Below are 14,754 nucleotides of genomic sequence, written 5' to 3'. Positions count from 1 at the left end.
GGGGCGCTGCGCGGCTGGTGGTGGGGGAGTGGGACGGCGTAGCGTGCGAGGACAAGCAACGACTCTTCCGATGATGGGAGACACCATGATCCTCGATCCGACCAGCCCAGGCCTGTCCCTCCAAGCCGCCCAGGGCCTCGTCGACGGCCTGCGCGGGGTACTTGTGGGCGCGACGTGCCCGCAGTGGACGGGAGTGGGAGGCGACTCCTACCGGGCGCGCTGCGGCGAAACCATCGCCGGCGCTCAGGCAGTCCTCGACCAGATCCAACAGGCCCTTGACCTCATCCCAGCCTTTGACACGGAGCGGACGCAGGGCCTCGCGCGTAGCCTCTCCGAGTCCGCCGAATCAGCAGTACTTCATCCCGAACTCGTCATGCTGGGAGCGTGGTGACCGTGGCTTTCGATCCGAACCGACACGTGTCCGTGTCCTCGGGCTCCTTCAGCGTCGACGTCAACGAGCTGTGCGCCACGCACACCCTCGTCACGTACGAAGAGAACCTCTCGATCGGACCCGCGCGCCTTGCGCTCAACGCCGCCCTCGCCGAGGCCGACCTGGCCTCGCTGTTTGCCCCGGAAACGGCTGCTGCACTCATCTGCGCGATCAGCGCCGCCATCAGTGCCCTCGACTCTCTCGAGTCCAGCGTCGACGACCTGCGGTGGAAGATGCAGGACGTGGCCCTCACGTACGCGGATGCGAACGCAGCCGCCTCCCTGTGGGAGGCAGTCCCCGGCAGCCCGTTGGGGGCGCAGCTCAGCTGGCGGAGCCTCGGAGCGCTCGCCCTCTCCCCAGGCGGTGCCCTGGCCGCTGGTGGCGTGGCGCTCTACCACGGGTTTCAGGACGCATCCGCGAGCGCGGGAGTGCCCTGGTTGCCCGCGGTCCTCCTACCCGAGATGACGACCATGGTACGCAGGAGGGACCTGTGGAACACCGCGATCGACGGCGTCTCCTTCGCTCTGCACGGGGACGAGGAGTCCGGGGCATTGTTCCAGCGTGACCTCGGCAGATTCGCCCTCGACGTGAATTCCCTGCCTGCGTTCCGAGGCGTCGCGCAGTCACTGGCCGGGCAGGGGGTGAGCCAGGACCTGAACTCAACCTCCACGCAGCCCGCCTCCGGTATCGCCGCGCTCGCTGTGCCCTGGGTGGTAGCCGCCCTCTACAACCGCATGGGTTGTGGGCACGGAGCCAGCTACGGGGTTGCGGTTCGGGGAACGGACGGGAACGCGCGCGTCCATCACAGCGAGGCCGCCGCACGTATTCCGTCCGGTGCCCTCGACGCGCGAACACAGGCCGCGCTCGCGGCCATGCCCGACGCGGCACCCGACACCCACTACGAGGGCATCACTACCAGCGCCGACACCATCGAGCACATCGTCGACATGCGCGGAGGCGACGCCGACAACGGAGAGATCGCCATCGAGGAACACGTGACCGTGGGGGAGGATGGCGCGACGACCCGCTCGTGGACCGTCGACATTCGAGGTACCCAGTCCTTCGCCATCGGGCAGTCGGGCCCTCAGGACATGACCACCAACCTGCAGGGCGTGGCGGGAATGGCCTCGGATCAGCTCGACGCGATCATGGAAGCCATGGACGCGGCCGGTATCACACCCGAGGAGGCCGTCGAGTTTGCCGGCCACTCGCAGGGCGGCATCATGGCGGCTCAGCTGGCCGCCGACCCCGCCGTACGCGCACGCTACAACGTCGTCTCCGTCGTCACCGCCGGCTCGCCCACGGCGACGGTTGCGCCCAGCGACGTACCCGTCCTCTCCTACGAAAACTCGGGCGACATCGTTCCCGGTCTGGACGGGAACGCGACCCGCGGAGACAACGTGACGACCGTCAGGTTCCACGACTACGAGGCCGCGGCTCACCCCGAAGACCCGGTTCCCTCCTCGCACAGCGCGCCGCTGTACGTGGACGAAATCCGAAGCACTCTGGACGCCGCCCGGGCCTCCTCCGATCCGGGCCTGAGCGCCCTGGCGGCCGCCGAGGCCCGCCGCACCCAGGCGCTCGGCCTCAGCCAGGACACACAGACCACCATCCACCACTATCAAACAAGGCGCATCACCCAGGGGTAATGCGCCTCGACGGAGAGGGGAACCGATACGTCAGTCCCGCTTGTCCTTCTTATCCCGCAGGATGCCCGAGACAATCGAGGACACCACGGAGGTGATGACCGCGCCGAACAGGCAGGACCAGAAGCCGCCCGTCGTCATGGGGAATCCGAGCGACGTGGACAGCCACCCCGTCAGTGCGAAGAGCAGAGAGTTCGTCACCAGGGCAAACAGGCCGAAAGTCAGGAGGTACAGGGGGAACGCCAGAGTCGTCACGATCGGCTTGATGATCGAGTTCACCGCAGTGAACACCAGGGCGACGGCCGCCAGAACGATGACGGTTTGCGACGCCGACGACGACTCGATCGAGATCGACGAGACCACGCGGGTCGTCACCCACAGGCCGGCCATCGTGGCCAATAAACGAGCAATAAAGTCCATTTCTCCATTCTTGCGCAGTGGGATGATGTTTGCACGGTTCAAGTCCATGGGATAGGACTACACACATGACCAACCTGCGCATCCGTCCCGCCGTCGCCTCCCTGCCTCGCTACGTTCCCAGCAAGACCGCGCCTGACGCCGTCAAAATCTCCTCCAACGAGATGCCGACGCCGCCGAGCCCCGCGGTGCTCGAGGCGATCGCCCGCGAACTCGAGACGATCAACCGCTACCCCGACCTGACGGCCGCGCCCCTGCGCGAGGCCCTCGCGCAGCGCTTCGGCGTCGGTGCCGACCAGGTTTGTGTGGGTACTGGTTCCTCGGCGATCCTCGTCGCCGCACTGTCCGCCGTCTGCCAGCCCGGCAGCCAGGTCGTCTTCCCCTGGCGCTCCTTCGAGTCCTACCCGATCGCCATTCCCTCCGTGGGCGGCGACCCCGTGCCCGTCGAGCTCCTCCCGGACGCCACCCACGACCTCAACGCCATGCGCGCCGCGATCACGCCCGACACCGTCGCCGTGATCGTCTGTTCTCCCAACAATCCGACCGGCCCGGCCCTCACCTACGAGGAGATCGCCGGCTTCGTCGCTGACGTCCCCGACGACGTCATGGTCATCGTCGACGAGGCCTACATCGACTTCGCGACCAAGCCCGGCGTGCGCACCGCGGTCCCCCTCATCGAGGAATACCCCAACGTCATCGTCATGCGCACGTTCTCCAAGGCCCACGCCCTGGCCGGCGTGCGCGTCGGCTACGCCATCGGTGATCCCGAGGTGATCGGCGCGATCCAGGCCCTCCTCGTCCCCTTCGGCGTCAGTTCTCTCGCGCTCGCCGCGGCCCTCGCCTCCCTGAAGGATGCCGAGGGCGTGCAGCGCGCGGTCGCCGAGATCATCGCCGAGCGCGAGCGCATCATCCCTGCCCTGCGCGGACTCGGCTACGACATCCCCGACAGTCAGTCGAACTTCTACCTGATACGAGGCGACGTCTACGGCCTCGTCGAGGCATGCGCGCGCGTCGGCCTCATCGTGCGCCCCTTCCGCGTGGGCGTCCGAGTCTCGGTCGGCTCGCGCGAGCAGAACGACCGCTTCCTGTCCGTGGCCGTTGAATTCGCGCGCACCGTGGGCATCGGCGCGTAGGGTCAGCATGCCAATGGGCGCGCCCGACGAAACGGACGCGCCCACGACCACCCACCGGGGTGCAGCGGATTACGGAATCAGCAGCGAGGCGATGAGAAGAAGCGACCAGCCGAGCTCGCTGAATCCGATGAGCTTGGGCGAGAAGGGGCGTGCGCGGGTCCGGTTCAGCGTCGGCATCACCCACGCGCGCGCGGTCAGGCACGCCCACATGAGGACAGGCCAGATCTCGAGCGCGCCGAACCACCACGCCACAGCCGTGCACAGCGTGAACACCGCGTGCAGCAGCGTGGAACCCATCGCCCAGCGCGGGTCCTTACGACCGCGGATCATCGACCGAACCAGCGGAACAGTGCCGATGTAGTGCAGGCCGAACGCGGCGCACGTCGCCCACGCGTTGAGGGTCACCGCAGCCGGTGAACCGTCTGCGATCGCCAGCGAGAACGCCACGGGTCCCATGATGTTACCCGCTAGGATCGAGGCCGCGCGGGCACCCAGGGAGCGCTCGCGGCCCTTCCACACGAGGTAGATCGCGGATGAGGCCAGGGGTACGAAAGCGATCGCCCACCACAGCAGCTGTGGGCGCAGGGCCAGGAGGGTAGCGCCGGGGAGCGCCGCGAGCAGGCCGTAGGTCAGGACCGCGGGGGCAATGCGAGAGCGGCGCTTGGCGGGTGTCTTGACCCACAGGCACACGGCGGAGAACATCTGGAAGGCCATCGCCCATGCGACCAGCATGAGGACGACCGTCCACGAGAAGGTGAAGGACAGCGCCCACCCGAGCAGCGGCGGGAAAGCCATCATCGTCCACGCGCCGTGCTGGTCGGAGATCCAACCGTTGCGGGCAAGCTTACGCATGCGGGGATTGTTGTGGTGGCGCGGCTTTGGGCGCCCCGGTGCGCGATTGGTGACGCCATCCGCGGTGCGTTCGGGCGTTGTCTGAGTCTGCGGCGCTGCACTGTGCATAGCCTTAGCTTAATGAAGTACGCCTGTGAAGCTCAATACTGGGAGGGTCACAACGTGAGACTGAAGCGGGAATGATTTAACAATCGGTGAAATATGGGGGGTATGTCCACATCAGACGCAGTTACAACTCAATCCCCCGTCCTTTCCCCCGAAGATCGCAGCGCGCGCATCGCCGTCACGGTCTTCCCACTGCTGATCCTGGCGGCCTTCGCGATCGCCATGATCACGCCCGACACGTTCAAGCCGCTAGCTCCCGGCGTGAACTGGGCGCTCGGCGTCATCATGTTCGGCATGGGCCTAACCCTGACGCTGCCCGACTTTGGGCTCATCGTCAAGCGTCCGCTGCCCGTGGTCGTGGGTGTTGTCGCCCAGTACCTGATCATGCCCCTCGTCGGTTGGGCACTGTGCTACGTGTTCGGTCTGCCCGACGCGGTCGCGGTCGGCGTCATCCTCGTCGGCTGTGCGCCCGGTGGTACGGCCTCGAACGTGATCTCCTACCTGGCGAAGGCGGACGTCGCGCTGTCGGTCACCATGACCTCGATCTCGACGTTGCTCGCGCCCCTCATGACGCCCCTGCTCACCGCCTGGCTGGTGGGTAATCGCATGCCGGTTGATGGCGCGGCGATGGCGAAGAACATCCTGCTGATGGTTCTCGCCCCCGTCCTGGGCGGCTTCATCGTGCGCTTCGTCGCGGGCAAGTTTGTGGAGAAGATCCTGCCGCTTCTCCCCTGGATCTCCGTGTTTGGTATCTGCTACGTGCTGCTGGTCGTCGTGTCTGGCTCGGTCAACAAGATCCTGACCTCTGGCGCTCTCATCATTGCCGTGGTCATCTGCCACAACCTCCTGGGCTACCTCTTCGGCTACCTGGCCGGACGCGCCGGCCGCGGCTCCGACAAGGCGTCGCGGACGACCGCAATCGAGGTCGGCATGCAGAACTCGGCGCTCGCCGCGACGTTGGCGAAGACCCACTTCGCCTCCACCCCGGAGACCGCGCTCCCGGCAGCCGTATTCTCCGTGTGGCACAACCTGTCCGGCGCGCTGCTGGCGATGTTCTTCCGTCGCTGGAAGAACGGCGGACAGGCCTAAATGGATGAGGCCGGGGCGCGAGGACGCTGATCCCCAGCTCTGGTTATCGGTCGAGCAAACAGTGCGGAGGGGCGGCGCATTGGGCCGCCCCTCCTGCGTTGCTCATGAGTCAGTGGTTGCTCACTTGTCCACGTTGCACAGGTTGGTGAGCGTCTCCTGGTGCGAGCTCATGTTCTGGATCGCGTTGCCGCGATCCTCGTGACCCTTCTTCCCCTGGGTATGGCCGCCTGTGGGTCCCAGTCGAAGGCTGACGCCTGCAAGCTGCTCGAGAAGCCTCTCAAGGACGCGGGCCTCGCCCTCGTGAATTCAGCACAGAATGGTGACGCTGCCAACATCACCGACACCTACACCACGTTTGCCACCACCTACGAAGAGGCATCGAAGAGAATCACCAACAAGGAGATTAAGGAGTCCGTCGATCAGGTCGCGGCCGGATGGCGCGCCGCCGCTGACAACTCGGGTGTCCTGAAGGCGGACCCGTTGAGTATGGACGTCCAGAAGCTCGAGGAGTACCACAAGATCATGGAAGATCTCAGCGCGAAGCAGACGGAACTGTTCAACAAGTGCGGATACCAGCACTGATTAGTCACTGAGTCGAATATAGCGATTGGGGGCTGCCCATTGGGCCGCCCCCAATCGCTATGCGATCAATGACTGAGCGCTTACAGTCGCGTCATTACTTCAGCATCGCGGGGCACAGGTTGCCGAGCGTGTACAGCGACGTGGTCAGGTTCTCCGTCAACCGCTGAGCTTCATTCGGGTCTGCGGCATTCGGGTTCGACTGGTACTTCTTGCCGAAGTTGACCATGTCCGAGAGGGCCGAGGCCACCTTGCTGGACGCCTGCTTCACGTCGGGGTTGGTGATCTGCGGAGAATTCAGAGTATTGATGGTGGCCTCAGCAGCTGCCAGTGCCTGCGCGAAGTCGTTGGGGTCGCTGTAGCTGTCGGCGAATGACCTCAGCTGGCTGTCGACCAGGCTGCAGGCCTGCTCGACGGACTGGCCGGAGGCACCGGGGGCCTGGCCGGGGGTCTGGCCGGGGGCCTGCGTCGGAGCGGGGGTCTGGCCGGGGGCCTGGGTCGGGTTGGCGTTGGCTGTCGCAGCAGGCGCCGGGGTGCTGGGCGTGGCCTTGCGGGACTTCGTTCCGTGGCATGCTGCCATGCCCAAGGGGAGCGTGATGATGAGCAGGGCTGCTGCAAGACGACGCTTCATAAAGATTCTCCTCAAAGTGAGTGATGGGGACGACCTTAGTCTAATGGGCGATCGTGCGCTTTCGACCCATTGGTCAGTGATTCTGAGCATAGGGCCTATACAAAAGTCGCCGGGACCTTGTGGTCCCGGCGACTACCGGTCGGGGTGGCGGGATTTGAACCCACGGCCTCTTCGTCCCGAACGAAGCGCGCTACCAAGCTGCGCCACACCCCGGTGCCGTTCGAGTATAGCCTCACCCTGTCGATATTCCCAAACGGAGACGGAGTGAGCACTCGAAGTGTGGTCCACGCCGCATGTTGTCTGGCTGCGTGGAGCCCAGAAAGCCCGGCAGCCGGCCGTGGTGACACCCTCCTACGCGGGGTGCACGTGCAGCAGAGACGCCTCGGGGCGCGTCGCGATGCGAATCTTTGCGTAGCGTGAGGTTCCCAGGCCAGCCGAGACGTGCAGCCACGCCTCAGTACCGTCCGGAGCCTCCCACCGCTTCAAGCCCTTCGCGTAGGGGCGTGAAATGTCGCAGTTCGTGATGATCGCCCCGGCTCCGGGAATGCCGATCTGGCCGCCGTGCGTGTGCCCGGCGAGGATCAGGTCCGAGCCTGCCGACGTCAGCGCGGACACGACGCGCGTGTAGGGGGCGTGTGTGACGCCCAGGTGCAGAACGCCCGGCGCTGCCCATGACGAGGCCGGCGCTACCACACGATCCCGGTGGATATGAGCGTCATCCGTGCCCAGCAAAGACACGGTGCCGGTGGGCAGGCTGATCGTGCCGGAAGCATTCGACAGATCGACCCAGCCAGCCTGACGCATGCGACGCACCATCGGCAGGTAGGGAAGATCGGGAACAACCCGCACGGGGTGTGGCTTTGATCGTGACAGGTAGCGGCTCCAGCGCTTCGGAATTGGCGAGTAGTAGTCGTTCGACCCGAGCACGAAAGCGCCCGGATAGGACAGGAACGGGCGATAGGCGTCCATCACCATGTCCAGCGCATCCATAGATCCGAAGTTGTCCCCGGTCGCTACGACCATGTCGAAGCGCTCTGAGGCTGCGACATCGGACAGGAAACGCAGGAGAAAATCCTGTCCGGGGAACAGGTGCAGGTCTGCGATCTGGAGGATCGTCACCTCTGGAACGTCGCCCTGAATGGGGACGTCGTAGCGGCGTAGCACCGGCATCGTGCGCTCTATCGATCCCCACGCGAGTGCCGCGCCGCCCGCGGCCAGCCCAGCGAGTCCCAGGCCGCCGACGATCGCTCCCGCGGTGCGCAGGAGGCCACGGCCTCGTCGAGTGGACGAGGCCGTGGCCCCTGCGAGTGCAGACGTGACGTCAGTGGTCATTGCTGTTGGGTGACGCGCTCGGTGCGGGAGTTGGAGTCGCGCCGCGCTGAGGCGTCGTCGCACCGATGTTCGCGTTTGAGACGGCCTCAATGGGTGTGCCCGCCAGCGCCTGCGTCATGTAGGGCGCCCAGATGTTCTGGCCGACGTAGGTTTCACCGAAGATCTCGCTGTGGTACACGCCGTTGATGACGACGCCAGAAACTTCCTGAGAGGAGTTGTCGCCGTGGCCCACCCACGCGGCAGTGGCGAGCGAGGGGGTGAAGCCGGTCAGCCACGTGTTGGCGTGGCCGTCGGTCGTACCCGACTTCGCGGCGAAGGGACGGCCGTCGCCCAGACGAGTCGACGTGTAGTACTGGCCGGCAGAGGCCGTCAGAAGTGCCGCCGTCTTGTTCGCGATGTCAGCGGAGATGACCTCCTTGCAGTCCGCTGCAAACTCCTTGAGAACGTTCTCGTCGCGGTCGGTCACGGACTCGATGGACTGGGGCTTGCACTGCTGGCCGGAGTTTGCGATCGTCGCGAACACGGAGGCCATCTGTAGCGGGGAGCTCGACACGGAACCGAGGATGTTGGCGGGGAAGGGAGACGGAACCTCGCCGTCCTCCGTGATGCCCATGTCGTAGGCGGTCTCGAAGATCGAGCAGAAGTCCACGCGCGACGCCATGTTCACGAAGGCCTGGTTGACCGACTGGCCGGTGGCGCGCACGACGTTCATCGTGCCCGTCTTACCCGCGAGGTCGTTGACCTGGTAGCCCTCGGTCGTGATGGAGCGGCCGTCGCACTTGAAGGAGCCGTTCGGATAGAAGGTGTTGGCCGAACCCACGGTTTCGTAGGCCGAGTGTCCCTCCTTGAACCACTGCAGGAGCGTGAACACCTTGAAGGTCGAGCCCACCTGGAAGTTACCGTCGGCCGAGTAGTTCGACATCGTCTGGCCAGCCTCGATGCCGTAGGCCGTGTTCTGGGCCATCGCAAGCACCTTGCCGGTGCGTGGTTCCAGCGAGACGAGCGCGTCGTTCAGGCCGGAGGCGTCGCCCACGGGAATCGCGTTCGTCAGGGAGGCATAGGCTGCGTCTTGCTTCGCGGAGTCCAGCGTCGTACGGATTGTAATGCCCTGGGTCTTGAGCACTCGCTCGCGCTCGATACGCGTCGCGCCGAACGTCGGGTCCTCCAGGAACTGAGAGAGGACGTAGTCGCAGAAGTAGGCCTTTGAGGACTCCGCGCCGGAGCAACCCTCCGAGGACACCGTCGGATGGAGCATCGAATCGACCGTCGTCGCGACGCCCTCGTCGTACTCTTCCTGCGTGATGACGCCCTGGTCAAGCATCGTTGCCAGGACCGTGTCGCGGCGTGCCTGAGCGGCTTCCGGGTGGGTCAGTGGATCGTACTGGACGGGGGACTGGACGAGGCCGGCGAGGAGCGCAGACTCCAGATAGTTGAGCTCCGACGCAGACTTGGAGAAGTAGCGCTGCGAGGCGGCCTCGACACCGTAGGTGATGGGACCGAAGGGGGCGATGTTGAGGTAACCCGTCAGGATGTCGTCCTTCGACTGGGTCTTCTCAAGTGCCAGCGCGTACTTGATTTCGCGCAGCTTACGCTCGGTGGTCTGTTCGGTTGCCGCGCTCACCTGCTCCGCGTCACCCTCGAGGTAGCCGCGCTCTGCCAGCGAGTTACGCACGTACTGCTGGGTGATCGTCGAAGCGCCCTGGCGGCCGCTCTCGCCCAGGTTCGTCACGAGCGCGCGAGCAATGCCTGTGGGATCGACGCCGTTGTGCTCGTAAAAGCGCTTATCTTCGATCGCGACGATTGCCTTCTTCATAACGTCAGCGATGTTGGCGCTGGGCACCACGATGCGCTGCTTGTCGTAGAAGTGCGCGATCACGCCGCCGGACGAATCGAGGAGCTGGGACTCCTCGGCCGGGGCCACGGTCTGCAGGTCACCGGGCAGCTCGTTGAAGACGGAGGGAACCGACTTCGCCACCAGTGCGGTGGGACCCGCGACAGGGACGAGCATGCCGGCCGTGACGACGCCCATGAGCGAGGACACGCTCAGGAACGCCAGCAGCAGCGCGAGCAGCTGGGCCGGTCGGACAGCGCGAGAGTGAGAGTGCGACATATTCCTAGCTTACGTGTCGGCCCGCTCATCTGGCGTTTGGCGACGCGTAAGAATTGCCTGATGAATCACCTCGAGGGGCCTTCGATAGTGGTCGCAGCGTTTGCGCCCACACACGCATGTGTGTATGGTCACAGGCAGGGCTCGAACTACAGTGAGGTGGAGTTCCACGATGTCAACGCAAGGCGACGACCAGAGCTGGGTCGCCCGCGCGCTCTGCGCGTCCATCGAACCGGACGTGCTGTTCGTGCAGGGTGCCTCCCAGCGTCAGGTTCGTATGCGCTGCTACGAATGTGAGGTTCGCCTCGAATGTCTCGCCGATGCTCTCGACTCTGAGGCTAACTACGGCGTGTGGGGCGGTCTGACGGAACGCGAACGTCGAGCGATACTGCGCCACTATCCTCACGCGGACAATTGGCTGGAATGGTTGCGCACCTCCGACGAGCCGCTCGCCCGCGAGCTCCGCAGCCCCCACGTTCCGAAGGTCCTGTCCTTCGTGCGCCCCCAGTTGGCGGGCGGGTAGGATAGGGCCATGACTAAATGGGAATACTCCACGATTCCGCTGCTCACGCACGCGACGAAAGCAATCCTCGACCAGTGGGGCGCCGACGGGTGGGAACTCGTCCAGGTGATCCCCGGACCCACGGGTTCCGAGAATCTGGTGGCCTACCTCAAGCGTCCGATTGAGGAAGCACCCGCCGTTCAGAACTGACGCGCAGCAGCTCTGCGCGTTAACGAGGCCGTGGTCGGCACGTGCGGACAACGCACGAGGGACCACGGCCTCGTTCATATCGTCAAGCAAAAGGTTGGGCCCGGCACCGTGAGGAGCCGGGCCCAACCCTGTGTAGGCTGCGGTCAGCGAGCGCGACGCGCCAGGCGATCGACGTCGAGGAGGGTCACGGCGCGACCTTCCAGACGGATCCAGCCGCGCGACACGAAGTCGGCCAGAGACTTGTTCACGGTCTCGCGGGAGGCGCCGACCAGCTGGGCGAGCTCTTCCTGCGTGAGGTCGTGGGGGACGTGGACACCCTTGTCGGTCGCGGTGCCGAAGCGATCTGCAAGGTCCAGGAGGGCCTTGGCGACGCGGCCGGGAACGTCGGAGAACACGAGATCCGAGAGGGACTCGTTGGTGCGGCGCAGGCGCTGAGCGAGGGCGCGCAGCATGTGCTTGGCAAGGGTCGGGTTGGTGTCGAGCACGTGCATGAGATCCTCGTGCTCGAGGTAGAGGAGGGACGCCGGAGAAACGGCGGTTGCGGTGGTCGAGCGCGGACCCGGATCGAAGAGCGTGAGCTCACCGATGATCTCTCCGGGGCCCAGGACTGCGAGCAGAGACTCGCGGCCGTCGCTGGACGTGTGGCCGAGCTTCACCTTGCCCTCGGTCACGATGTACAGGCGATCGCCGAGATCGCCTTCGTCGAAGAGAGTCTCTCCGCGACGCAGGGTCGTATGACCCATCTTCTGCTGGAGGGACACCTGCTGTGCATCATCAAGGCCACCGAACAGCGGCACCTGGCTGATGAAGTTTCCGTCACCGATCATGGTGCGGAGCTCCTTCCGCTCGTGCCCGATTGCTCGGGCGTTTCGATTTGGATTGCGCAGTGGATCCCATACGTAATACCACTCACGAGAAGGTACCGCGCATCACACCATTATGCCCTATCTATCAGGTGAAATGGGCTTCATTTCGCGTTTTGTGTGATCTGTCTAATGAAAAATAGGCTACTTGGCGTGGGTGCAGACGTGCTCTGACAGAGCCTCGGCCACAACCTGCGGTGCTTCTTCGGGGAGGAAGTGTCCGGCCTCGCGAATGACGATCTGCGTCAGCGGCGCGTCCACGAACTGGGCGTCGGCCGCGTGATCCAGCGCCGACCATGCCCCGTCGTCGCGCCCCACCAGGGATAGGACGGGCACACGCACAGGCTCCGACAGCAGCCGGCGCTCTTCGCGCGAGATCTTGCGGGCGGCGCTCAGGCCGCGCAGGGCGGTATGCGCCGCGAAGGGGCGACGCAGCGCGGCGCGGTACGTGCCTGACTGGGAGACGAGGGCGTTGACGTTCCCGGGCGAGGCCCACGCGCGGAACACGGTCGTCACGAGAGAGCCCGAACGCAGCGCGCGCTCACGCCCGGTGGGCAGCGCGAGGCGACCCTGCAGGAGGCGGCCACCCGCCCAGGGTGCGTGACCAATCACGGGCTGGACCCCGAGGGGGTGGGGTGCCGACAGGACGGCCACCGATCGCAGTTCGAGGGGCGCCAGGGCACCGATCATCCACGCGACCGTGCCGCCAATCCCCATGCCGGCCACGGAGAACGAAGCCACGCCGAGGGCGCGCACAACGCCGATCACATCGTTCGCCATCTGCTGTAGGTCGCAGTCTCCGCGCGTCAGGTCGGAGGTGCCGAAGCCTCGCAAATCAAGGGCGAACACGCGCGAGGTCGACTCCGCGAGGGCGGGCAGGACGTCGCGCCACGCCCACCAGTGCTCGGGGAAGCCGTGCAGGAGGACGAGCGCATGGTCCATGCCCTCGCCCATGTCAGCGACGTGGAATGCGGCGCCGCCAGCGCTCACGTGCCGATGGGTCCACGGACCCTCGAGCTCGATCGCGCTGGCGGGAATCAGAGTTTTCACTTGCGGGCCGCTTCTTTCGCCGCCTTCTTACGGGCGCGCTTGGAGTAGAAGGCACCCGCCGGGTTGGTGGCCTCCAGCGAGACGCGCAGCGCCTCCTCGGCGCGACCGGTGCGGCGCGCCGAGTGGGACACGTACGCCAGGCCCATGAGGGCGATGCCCAGCAGGGCGAAGCGGCCGGAATAGCCGGAGGCCTGCAGGTGGTGCGAGAGGTTCGCGCCCAGCGAGCCCGTGTTGGTCAGCGCGGTGAGCGCGGACAGCACCGATGCTTTGGTGATGCCGGGGGCCATGAGCCATGGCAGACCCACGATGAGGGTCACGATGCCCATCAGCCATGCGCCCAGCGACGAGCGGCGCGCGGTCACGAAAAGGATCGCGGAGATGATGATCGCGCCGAGGACCTCGCCCAGGGCCACGATCGAGGCGACGCCCGTGTACATGGGGGCGGCGTCCGCCAGGGTCATGCGGGCACCCGCGTCGGCGGCCAGGTACCAGCCGGCGGGCACGAGCAGCAGGAAGAGCAGGAAGGACAGCCAGTGGGCGCCCGTGCGCGAGGGCATCTCCGTGATCTCGGGGGCGGCGGAGAAGAGCTCGTCGTCCAGGCTCGAAGGCGCGTCGGACTTGTCGCCGCGCGTGGCGGTCGCCGCGATGGCGGCCAGGGTCGCCGCCTCGCTGTCCTCGTCGCCCTGGCCCAGCAGGGAGCGGCGGCGCGGGCGTGCGGCCTCGGCGGCATCCTGATCCTCGAAGGAGTACGAGGCCTCGGTGTCCTGCGTCGGCAGCTGGGTCGTCGGCTCGGTGAAGGGGGCGTCCTCCTCAGCCTCGGGTTCTTCCTCCGCGGAGGTTTCGGCGGGAGTGTTCTCCTCTTCGGCCGCGACTGCGGGAATCGAGGAGGACAGGGTCTCGTCGTCACCGAAGATCATGGAGCGGCGCGAGGACGGCGAGTGCGCGGAGGCCTCGGCGGCAGCGCCACCGACCGCGGCGACCTCGCTCTTGGCGACCTCGTCCTCGGAGGGCTGATCGTCGCTCGAGGGGGCCTCGGCCTCGTCGGAGGTATCGTCGGTTGCCTCGTCGTTGGCCTCGCTCAGGGCGGCGGCCGCCTGCGCGGGCGTCATCACGGGGGCGAGCGCGGGCTCCGGATCCTCGGTCACGTCCTCGGTCGCCTCGTCTGCGGCGTCCTCGTCTGCGGAGGAGAGCAGGGAAGCAAAGGAATTCTCACCTTCTTCCGCCTGGTCCGCGGAGGCCTCGGGCTGCTCGCCCTCCTCGTTCGACGAGGTGTGGGCGTGCTCGTCGGAAGCGGTGTCCTCTGCGGGAGCCTGCTCCTCGGTCACGTCCTCAGCGGGGGCCTCGTCGGTGGTCTCGGGCTCATCGGTCGCCTCTGCGGACGGAGCGTCGGCCGCGGCAGACTCATCGGCGCCCTGGTCGGCGGCCGGAGCGTCGGCGGGAGAATCCTGCTCAGCCTGCTCCTGCTCGGGGGCGGAGCCGGCCTCGTCGGAGGAAGAAACGACCGGGAGATCGCCCTCGGGGGCGGACACGACGGGCAGCTCGCCCGTGGAGATCTTGTCCTCGATCGTCGGCTTGAGCGGCGCTGCGGCGGGCACGCGGCCCGTCAGGCCGCCGATTGCGACCGCCTCGATTTCGCCCGTGTGGATGGGGTCGCTGGACTCGCCGATGATCGCCGACGCGTCGGAATCCTCACCGGGCAGCTCGATTTCCTCACCGGTCAGCACCAGGTTGTCAGGTGCCTCCTCGGCGCGGTCGCGCTGGGCGTCAAACTCGATATCAGACATGCTTCCTCCTTGTATCTGCCCACA

The 14,754-nt window shown here is 66.2% G+C and carries 15 protein-coding genes and 1 tRNA gene; 7 read left to right on the top strand and 9 right to left on the bottom strand.

The genetic code is table 11. The features are described 5' to 3' along the window. The first annotated feature begins 70 nt into the window (after positions 1–70). Both ACTODO_RS02770 and ACTODO_RS02765 read left to right on the top strand, forming a co-directional pair. Complete coding sequence (locus ACTODO_RS02770) at positions 71–391, top strand: hypothetical protein (protein ID WP_003791152.1); 321 nt, start codon at positions 71–73, stop codon at positions 389–391. Beyond that, on the top strand, positions 385–2,079 hold the full coding sequence (locus ACTODO_RS02765; RefSeq protein WP_003791150.1) for an alpha/beta hydrolase: 1,695 nt from the start codon (positions 385–387) through the stop codon (positions 2,077–2,079). Before ACTODO_RS02770 ends, ACTODO_RS02765 begins: the two co-directional genes overlap by 7 nt. A gap of 30 nt (positions 2,080–2,109) precedes the next feature. On the opposite strand, the gene ACTODO_RS02760 is transcribed toward ACTODO_RS02765, so the two are convergent. Then, complete coding sequence (locus ACTODO_RS02760; protein ID WP_034511887.1) at positions 2,110–2,496, bottom strand: phage holin family protein; 387 nt, start codon at positions 2,494–2,496, stop codon at positions 2,110–2,112. Positions 2,497–2,561: 65 nt separating this feature from the next. Between ACTODO_RS02760 and hisC the strand changes: the two genes are divergently transcribed. Further along, a complete protein-coding gene (gene hisC / locus ACTODO_RS02755; protein ID WP_003791147.1) occupies positions 2,562–3,626 on the top strand; it encodes a histidinol-phosphate transaminase in 1,065 nt (354 codons plus the stop codon). 69 nt (positions 3,627–3,695) lie between these two features. On the opposite strand, the gene ACTODO_RS02750 is transcribed toward hisC, so the two are convergent. After that, entirely contained in the window at positions 3,696–4,478 is a 783-nt protein-coding gene (locus ACTODO_RS02750; protein WP_003791145.1) for a YwiC-like family protein, read from the bottom strand. A gap of 210 nt (positions 4,479–4,688) precedes the next feature. On the opposite strand from ACTODO_RS02750, the gene ACTODO_RS02745 reads away from it, so the two are divergent. Further along, complete coding sequence (locus ACTODO_RS02745) at positions 4,689–5,672, top strand: bile acid:sodium symporter family protein (protein ID WP_034511882.1); 984 nt, start codon at positions 4,689–4,691, stop codon at positions 5,670–5,672. 159 nt (positions 5,673–5,831) lie between these two features. Next, the gene (locus tag ACTODO_RS02740; RefSeq protein WP_244262500.1) at positions 5,832–6,254 is read left to right on the top strand and encodes an RNA-binding protein; all 423 of its coding nucleotides are present in this window, start codon (positions 5,832–5,834) and stop codon (positions 6,252–6,254) included. A gap of 94 nt (positions 6,255–6,348) precedes the next feature. Here ACTODO_RS02740 and ACTODO_RS02735 read toward each other — a convergent pair whose 3' ends face one another. The 4 genes from ACTODO_RS02735 to ACTODO_RS02720 form a co-directional block, all read right to left on the bottom strand. Beyond that, positions 6,349–6,882, bottom strand: a complete 534-nt coding sequence (locus ACTODO_RS02735; RefSeq protein ID WP_003791140.1) for a hypothetical protein — start codon at positions 6,880–6,882, stop codon at positions 6,349–6,351. A gap of 139 nt (positions 6,883–7,021) precedes the next feature. Then, positions 7,022–7,095: transfer RNA gene (locus ACTODO_RS02730), tRNA-Pro, on the bottom strand. 138 nt (positions 7,096–7,233) lie between these two features. After that, entirely contained in the window at positions 7,234–8,214 is a 981-nt protein-coding gene (locus tag ACTODO_RS02725) for a metallophosphoesterase (protein ID WP_003791138.1), read from the bottom strand. Continuing rightward, complete coding sequence (locus ACTODO_RS02720) at positions 8,204–10,324, bottom strand: transglycosylase domain-containing protein (protein ID WP_003791136.1); 2,121 nt, start codon at positions 10,322–10,324, stop codon at positions 8,204–8,206. Before ACTODO_RS02720 ends, ACTODO_RS02725 begins: the two co-directional genes overlap by 11 nt. A gap of 169 nt (positions 10,325–10,493) precedes the next feature. Between ACTODO_RS02720 and ACTODO_RS02715 the strand changes: the two genes are divergently transcribed. Further along, the gene (locus ACTODO_RS02715; protein ID WP_003791135.1) at positions 10,494–10,844 is read left to right on the top strand and encodes a WhiB family transcriptional regulator; all 351 of its coding nucleotides are present in this window, start codon (positions 10,494–10,496) and stop codon (positions 10,842–10,844) included. A gap of 9 nt (positions 10,845–10,853) precedes the next feature. Further along, a complete protein-coding gene (gene sp36 / locus ACTODO_RS02710; RefSeq protein ID WP_003791133.1) occupies positions 10,854–11,033 on the top strand; it encodes a Sp36 family protein in 180 nt (59 codons plus the stop codon). Between the two features lie 143 nt (positions 11,034–11,176). Here the strand turns inward: sp36 and ACTODO_RS02705 are convergent, their stop codons facing one another. From ACTODO_RS02705 to ACTODO_RS02695, 3 genes are all read right to left on the bottom strand, one after another. Beyond that, positions 11,177–11,860, bottom strand: a complete 684-nt coding sequence (locus tag ACTODO_RS02705; protein ID WP_003791132.1) for a Crp/Fnr family transcriptional regulator — start codon at positions 11,858–11,860, stop codon at positions 11,177–11,179. A 180-nt stretch (positions 11,861–12,040) separates the two neighbouring features. Further along, entirely contained in the window at positions 12,041–12,946 is a 906-nt protein-coding gene (locus ACTODO_RS02700) for an alpha/beta fold hydrolase (RefSeq protein WP_003791129.1), read from the bottom strand. Continuing rightward, complete coding sequence (locus ACTODO_RS02695) at positions 12,943–14,730, bottom strand: hypothetical protein (protein WP_003791128.1); 1,788 nt, start codon at positions 14,728–14,730, stop codon at positions 12,943–12,945. Before ACTODO_RS02695 ends, ACTODO_RS02700 begins: the two co-directional genes overlap by 4 nt. Positions 14,731–14,754: the final 24 nt, after the last annotated feature.

The organism is Schaalia dentiphila ATCC 17982, assembly GCF_000154225.1.
Lineage (GTDB): Bacteria > Actinomycetota > Actinomycetes > Actinomycetales > Actinomycetaceae > Pauljensenia > Pauljensenia dentiphila.
This window is presented reverse-complemented; position numbering and strand designations above follow the sequence as displayed.

Excerpts from the sequence above, each read along its gene's own strand:
- ACTODO_RS02745 (WP_034511882.1), top strand. The coding sequence starts at position 4,689 with ATGTCCACATCAGACGCAGTTACAACTCAATCCCCCGTCCTTTCCCCC.
- ACTODO_RS02720 (WP_003791136.1), bottom strand. The coding sequence starts at position 10,324 with ATGTCGCACTCTCACTCTCGCGCTGTCCGACCGGCCCAGCTGCTCGCG.
- ACTODO_RS02735 (WP_003791140.1), bottom strand. The coding sequence starts at position 6,882 with ATGAAGCGTCGTCTTGCAGCAGCCCTGCTCATCATCACGCTCCCCTTG.
- ACTODO_RS02715 (WP_003791135.1), top strand. The coding sequence starts at position 10,494 with ATGTCAACGCAAGGCGACGACCAGAGCTGGGTCGCCCGCGCGCTCTGC.
- ACTODO_RS02725 (WP_003791138.1), bottom strand. The coding sequence starts at position 8,214 with ATGACCACTGACGTCACGTCTGCACTCGCAGGGGCCACGGCCTCGTCC.
- ACTODO_RS02695 (WP_003791128.1), bottom strand. The coding sequence starts at position 14,730 with ATGTCTGATATCGAGTTTGACGCCCAGCGCGACCGCGCCGAGGAGGCA.
- hisC (WP_003791147.1), top strand. The coding sequence starts at position 2,562 with ATGACCAACCTGCGCATCCGTCCCGCCGTCGCCTCCCTGCCTCGCTAC.
- ACTODO_RS02770 (WP_003791152.1), top strand. The coding sequence starts at position 71 with ATGATGGGAGACACCATGATCCTCGATCCGACCAGCCCAGGCCTGTCC.
- ACTODO_RS02705 (WP_003791132.1), bottom strand. The coding sequence starts at position 11,860 with ATGATCGGTGACGGAAACTTCATCAGCCAGGTGCCGCTGTTCGGTGGC.
- ACTODO_RS02750 (WP_003791145.1), bottom strand. The coding sequence starts at position 4,478 with ATGCGTAAGCTTGCCCGCAACGGTTGGATCTCCGACCAGCACGGCGCG.
- sp36 (WP_003791133.1), top strand. The coding sequence starts at position 10,854 with ATGACTAAATGGGAATACTCCACGATTCCGCTGCTCACGCACGCGACG.
- ACTODO_RS02760 (WP_034511887.1), bottom strand. The coding sequence starts at position 2,496 with ATGGACTTTATTGCTCGTTTATTGGCCACGATGGCCGGCCTGTGGGTG.